Raw genomic sequence first — 243 nt, forward strand, 5'->3', positions numbered from 1 at the left:
TTTTGAGCATAGGCAGGTCGTTTTCATCATCACCAAATGCGACCAGCTGATCATAGTCCGCCAATTCATGCTCAATCAGATAGTGAGCAGCGCACCCTTTATTGACAGCTGCGGCGTTGATCGTTAAATAACCATCGCCGGCCTCATGAATTGCGATTTCATTTGAATAGCTCGCGGTAAGCCGTTTTTTGACCTCTTTTAGCCGTTTTGAATCTTCAATAATCAACAAAATCTGCAGCGCGT

General features: G+C 44.9%; 1 protein-coding gene. It reads right to left on the reverse strand.

All coding sequences use genetic code 11. The annotated features are described in order from the left end of the window. Positions 1-243: HAD hydrolase family protein (locus LJE08_RS14370; RefSeq protein ID WP_227403629.1), on the reverse strand; the 243-nt coding region annotated here is incomplete at both ends.

The organism is Holdemanella sp. DFI.5.55, from assembly GCF_020593575.1.
GTDB classification, from domain to species: domain Bacteria; phylum Bacillota_I; class Bacilli_A; order Erysipelotrichales; family Erysipelotrichaceae; genus Holdemanella; species Holdemanella hominis.